Here is a 5790-nt window from a genome sequence, read left to right as displayed (position 1 = left end):
ATAATGGTGATAATAAATACAATCAGAAATAAGATCATTGCTTTGGCGCTCGCATAGCCGTAACGATTGCTCTGACTAAACGCTTCTTCATAAATATTAAGTGCAATGACCTGCGTGGCTCTACCGGGACCGCCGCCCGTAAGAGCAAACACGGCTTCAAATACTTTGAAAGAGCTGTTTAATGTTACAAATAATCCAATCGTTAATGCAGGATATATCATTGGCATCGTAATATTCCGGAACGTCTGAATGGTGTTCGCTCCATCTATCGCTGCGGCTTCCTTCAATTGCTGGGGTACACCTTGAAGTGCTGCAATGTAGATGACCATTAAGTAACCCACACCACTCCAAAGTGAAAGAATCAGCAAAGCATAGAAGGAAAGCTTAGGATCTCCAATCCACGATTGGTCCAAAAATTTAAAAATCGTACGCTCAGCAATGAACGGCAATACTTTCGTAAATATGAACATCCACATAAAGCCGCCGATAATTAAACTAATCATATTGGGCATAAAGAAAATCGTTCGAAACCAGACCTTGCTTCGTTTTTGTGATTCTATGAATACCGCTAAAAGAATCGCGAGAGAATTGGATAAAACGACCATACAAACGACGTATTTAAGCGTAAACCAAATGGAATCAAGAAAAAAACGATCTTCCGTAAGCGCTTCGATATAGTTACCTAGGCCTACCATTTCATAGGCAGGATTTAAACCGTTCCAATCCGTTAAGCTGTACCACACCCCCCCGAGAGAGGGGGCGAGTACAAATACGGTGTAGAATAGCAAGGCAGGAAAAACGAAGGCTAGTAGGATGAGAGTTGGTTTCCATTTTGTTTTTAATCCCATATCCTAACACTCCTGTCCGTTGCAATCATCCTGACGTTATTTCGCTGCTGCTTTCACTGCCGCTGCCCACGTTTTGTCCATTGTTGCAATAAAGTCTTCTTTCGTAACGGATTTGGCATAATAGCTTTGCAGCAATTTTGCTTGCTCATCAGTGACACCATTTGGAAGTGTTAGATCCTGGTACGCTTGCCCGTTGGCTACATAAGCGGAGGATTCCTCTACCCACGGATTTACTTTGAATTGATGAACGGTTGCGATCGGATTAAATTTCAGCTGCTCGAATAATGCGGAAGAATCCTTCTCATCGAGAATATAATTTAGCAAATCAAGCGCCACTTCTTTGTTCTTGCTTGCTGAGGATAGCGCTAACGAGGTAGAGGTAGAAAGGTTAATCATCGTATCTTTCGCATCATTGCTTACAGGAAGAGCTGCCACTCCTATTTCAAAATCTGCATTTACCTTTAGAATCGCATCTGCATTCCAAGGTCCCTGCACCCACATCGCAGATTTTCCATTTGCAAAATCAGCTGCACCGGCTTCATTTCCAACTTCAAAAGGCTTTTTTGTACCGTTCGCGTTAATCAAATCAATAATATCAAAGATGGCTTCTACATCCTTATAGGAAGCTTCACCTGCATTCATCTTCTCAATCCAATCCGGATGCTTCGAGGATACAATCCCGCCGAGCGACTGTGCAGTCATCAACTGAGGTACCCACGACTCTTGAAATGCAAGCTGGAAAGGTGCAATGTTAGCTGCATTTAATTTTTCGACAACCGCTTTCATTTCATCCAAAGTGTTTGGCGGTGTTAAGCCGAGTTCCTTAAACATTTTTTTATTGTACAAAAATCCCCATGTGGAGCTTTCTAATGGCAGTACGACGACTTTACCATCATAAGTAACTGTTTTCTTAATGGGATCGTACAGGCTTTTAATGGAGGGTTGATCAGCTAGATCACTTAAGTATCCTGCTTTATAATAAGTCGGAATGTCATTCGCATGAATGGTGAACAAGTCTGGTGCATCGTTTGAAGCGAGACGTGTTTGTAAAATTTGTTTCGCTTGATCTGCGTTCGGCATTTCCGTTTTAATCGTTACATCAATATTTTTATCAGCCAATTCCTTCGCTTTGAATTGTTCAAAGTAGGCTTCAAATTGCTCTTTATACTGTGGATAGCTCATAAATACATTTAGCTCTACCTTCACAGGTTCTGCTGGTGTTTCCTCTGGTTTGCTCGTAGCAACCGTTTCCGGTTTTTCACTTTCTGCTGCCGGTACATTCTTATTATTCGAGCTGCATCCTACAACTACCAATAACAGTAAAACAACAATGAAGCTTAGATTAAACATTTTTCTCATGTATTTGCCCCCCTCATATTCATTACTCTCTCAGTATGATGGAAGCGTTCATTTTAATCATTAAAGGATATTAGCATCTTCTTTTGTACAATATTGAGGTTGATACTACACAGCTAATTGTTTAATTTACGTAATTCCCCCGGTGGGAATCCGTTATGTTTTTTAAACACTCTGTAAAAGTACGCAAGATCTGTGTACCCTGTCATCTCCGCAGCATGTTTAATGGATAGCTTATGCTCAACAATCAACTGCTTGGCCTTTTCCATTCTTTTTCGATTGATATAGTCGGTGACGGTATCCCCGCTAAAGGTTTTGAAGGATCTACTGAGATGTTCTTTACTAATGTAAAAAAAGTCTGCAATCGACTCCAATGTAATACCTTCCTTATAATTCCGATTAATATAGCTTTGAACTTCTGCCATATCTAATTTATGTCTTTTACTCCGTATTTCCTCGAGCTCGTCAATCAATCGAATATACCATTTCTCGACTCTTTCAATCGTCTCGCTCGCTGTATACAATGTGTCATCATCCAATTTCTTGGATGCCTCTGAAAGGTTCCATTGGCTTACTTCAATTTCACAAGTCACCACAAAATCCTCCAATAGCTGTGTGAGATCGCGCTCAACTTCCTTCAGTTTGCTACCCTCTAATCTTTCTATTTCGAAGAGCAGCTTCATGGCTAGAATTGTCTGCTTAACACCCGCAGCATTCAAATCTAATAAATATCCATGAAGCAGATTGCGGTGTTCCAAATACTGGTCTAAGGTGTTTGAATCCGCCGATAGAAAGATTGTATTACCAGTTAGCGAGAAACTTCGAACCGTCTGCTTCAACTCACTCACACATTTGGCAAGCGCGTAATTAAGCTCCAATGGATCAACAGGCTTAAGTAAATAATCCTTCGCTTGCGATTGAATCGCTTGCTTTAAGTAAACGAAGTCGTCATAACCACTCATCACGATAATCTTGAGCGCAGGGTGACGCTTATTCAGCGCTGACAAGAGCTCCACACCATCTACACCAGGCATTCTCATATCTGTAACGACGATATCAGGCAACAGCTCGTCAATCAGACGTAATCCTTCCGAACCATCATCAGCCTCGCCTACAATGACTAGTCCATGCTTATTCCACTCACCAAGTTGTTTGATCACTTTTCTGGACCAAGGCTCATCATCGATAATCATCACTTTATACATCTTCCGGCTCAGCCCTTTCTCGTATCGGCAGCTTAAATAAGACAATCGTTCCTTTTCCATTCTCACTATAGATACGAATTCCGCTTGCCTCTCCAAAATGAAGCTTTAATCGTGAATCCACATTTTTCAAGCCGATTCCTTTTCTCTTTCTATTCTGATCCTTATCGAGGCTGCTGCTCTCATTCTCCGAACGCAGACGATTACGAATTTGAATAAGCTTATCTTTGCCCATACCAACACCATGATCTAGTACAGCTATTAGAATAAATTGACGAACTCGCTTCATTCTTATTTCAACACACCAACTACCGGTTTTACTTTGCAATCCATGTTCAAATGCATTTTCCACTATCGGCTGCAGAGTAAACTTAGGAAGACGGCAGTCCACGGTTGATTCATCATTTTCCACTACGATCTGGCATCGTCCTGCAAAACGCTGCTCTTGGATAAACACATAGTTCTGCATGTGCTTGAGCTCATCACCGAAGGAAACCAAATCACTTCCCATACTAATCGAATACCTTAATAATTCACCGATAACTCGCGTCACTCGGTAGATTTCCGGGGCATCCTTTTCAAGAGCCATTCCCCCTATTAATTGGAGCGTGTTGTTCAGAAAATGGGGATTAATTTGCGCTTGCAGCGTTCGAAGCTGCGAAGTTTTCATATCGATCTCTCTTTGGTATTCAACCTCAATGAGTTCCTTCATCCGCTGCATCATAGAGTTATACCCATGCTCCAGCAAGCCAATCTCATCGGTATTTTTAACCGACTTTAACTCAAAGTTTTGAATTTTCGCTGTTCTCATCGTTCTTGCTAGACTGATGATAGGTTTGCTGATTTTTAGTGAAAATATAATAGAGAGAATAATGGAAGCAGCCACAAATAAACTCCCAATCCATAATCCCGCATTAATCGTCGCGCGCGCACTATGGTTGATCGTTTCAATTGGAATCGCCTTAATAATTGTCATTTTCCCTTTACTAACCTTTTGCATATAAAAATGATATTTATTCGTTCTTTGGAAGCTCATTCCGGTATCGGGCACATGAAGACTATTAATGAGTGCGAACGTATCCTCTGATGCTTTGCCACTGGTTGATCCAGACAACAATTCACCTTCATCATTAAGCAGGAAAACGGAGCTATCCTGCTCCGATTTAAGAATAGTTCCTACCTCATCCCATACCTTGCGGTTAATCCTTACGGAGAGACCTCCAAGAAACTTCCGGTCTTCAAAGTGATTCATGCTATGAAAGGCATAAATGCCATTAGGCTCCTGCTTGAAATACATATTAATAGGGGTATCCAGCATCCGATTCCAGGAACCCTTTTGAATATCCATATACGATATTGAACCACTGCTCATAAAATTTACAGAAATCGCCTTTTTATTATCATGAATGTAGAGGGTAAAATCATCAATCTTGTTGGAGTTAGCATAGAAGACTTGCTTGAGGGTATCGCTTATATATTTTTGAGTAGTATATTGCACGCTTATATTAGGAGTATCAACGGCAGACAGACTGCTCATGAGCTCAGTATTAATTTGGACCGTGTAAAATAAAGTATCAATTTGCTGAATCAATTCATKGAGATACTGATTCGCCCATTCCATACGCGAGACGTTGGCATTAATGATTTCCTGCTCCACGGAATGACGTGTATTATTGGCAGCAAGCCAAGTTACAGTCACTACGGGCAATGTCGTTAAACAAATCATCATAACCATCAACTTGAAGCGAATTCCTATTCTTCTCTTCATCATTTGCCTCATTTCGTAACCACAGCTTCCGGCCTTGCTTGTCAGAGCATTCGAGCTGAGCGGAGGCAGCGCCGTTTCGTTCACAGACGTTAATGCGAATTCCTGGTCATATACGTATATCGCGGCCCTGGAAGCCAATCATATCGTCTCGGGTTATGAGGACGGTACGTTCAAACAGACCAAAGATATCACAAGAGCTGAATTCTCCGTGATGGTGGCAAAATTACTGAAAAGCTGAAATCATCCAATGAGATAAGTCTTTAAGCGAAAGCTGGCGTCGGTACCCAACCGACGTCAGCTTCTTTCGTTTACGATACGGTTGCTCGGCAGATCGATGCGTTGACGATTTACCATGTACGCCTGTATGTTCAGACGAACCCAGAGTTTTCTAAGCACTCCACATCCTCAATTTCGACCCAATCAAATGATGAAGCATTTAACAAAGGTCTTCCTCATCTGATATTTCCAGTAGAGCAAACTGCACATATATCCAGTTTTGGATCTGAGGATCTTGACGGATTATAACGGGCTTACCTGAAAGTTCAGACAGAACTATCGCTAGATCATTGAAGGTCCATGGACGAAGTGCAGTAAGTTCATAGGTCTTACTCTGATG

General features: G+C 41.4%; 5 protein-coding genes and 1 pseudogene. 1 reads left to right on the top strand and 5 read right to left on the bottom strand.

The genetic code is table 11. The features are described from left to right. The 4 genes from AC1DWN_RS26210 to AC1DWN_RS26195 all read right to left on the bottom strand — a co-directional run. A partial coding sequence (locus AC1DWN_RS26210) for a carbohydrate ABC transporter permease (RefSeq protein ID WP_477561830.1) occupies nucleotides 1-848 on the bottom strand: 848 nt, incomplete at its 3' end. A 36-nt stretch (nucleotides 849-884) separates the two neighbouring features. After that, nucleotides 885-2207 carry an ABC transporter substrate-binding protein gene (locus AC1DWN_RS26205; RefSeq protein WP_477561829.1) on the bottom strand — a complete coding sequence of 441 codons (1323 nt, stop codon included), beginning with the start codon at nucleotides 2205-2207 and terminating at the stop codon, nucleotides 885-887. 113 nt (nucleotides 2208-2320) lie between these two features. Beyond that, complete coding sequence (locus AC1DWN_RS26200) at nucleotides 2321-3409, bottom strand: response regulator transcription factor (RefSeq protein WP_477561828.1); 1089 nt, start codon at nucleotides 3407-3409, stop codon at nucleotides 2321-2323. Beyond that, complete coding sequence (locus AC1DWN_RS26195) at nucleotides 3402-5312, bottom strand: sensor histidine kinase (protein WP_477561827.1); 1911 nt, start codon at nucleotides 5310-5312, stop codon at nucleotides 3402-3404. Before AC1DWN_RS26195 ends, AC1DWN_RS26200 begins: the two co-directional genes overlap by 8 nt. On the opposite strand from AC1DWN_RS26195, the gene AC1DWN_RS26190 reads away from it, so the two are divergent. Beyond that, entirely contained in the window at nucleotides 5230-5412 is a 183-nt protein-coding gene (locus AC1DWN_RS26190; protein WP_477561831.1) for an S-layer homology domain-containing protein, read from the top strand. The two genes, AC1DWN_RS26195 and AC1DWN_RS26190, sit on opposite strands and share 83 nt — an antisense overlap. Before the next feature lie 198 nt (nucleotides 5413-5610). Here AC1DWN_RS26190 and AC1DWN_RS26185 read toward each other — a convergent pair. Continuing rightward, nucleotides 5611-5790, bottom strand: a pseudogene (locus AC1DWN_RS26185) (SDR family NAD(P)-dependent oxidoreductase); the annotation flags it as partial.

Source organism: Paenibacillus sp. P4_A7, from assembly GCF_056402455.1.
This window is presented reverse-complemented; position numbering and strand designations above follow the sequence as displayed.

Excerpts from the sequence above, each read along its gene's own strand:
- AC1DWN_RS26205 (WP_477561829.1), bottom strand. The coding sequence starts at position 2,207 with ATGAGAAAAATGTTTAATCTAAGCTTCATTGTTGTTTTACTGTTATTG.
- AC1DWN_RS26200 (WP_477561828.1), bottom strand. The coding sequence starts at position 3,409 with ATGTATAAAGTGATGATTATCGATGATGAGCCTTGGTCCAGAAAAGTG.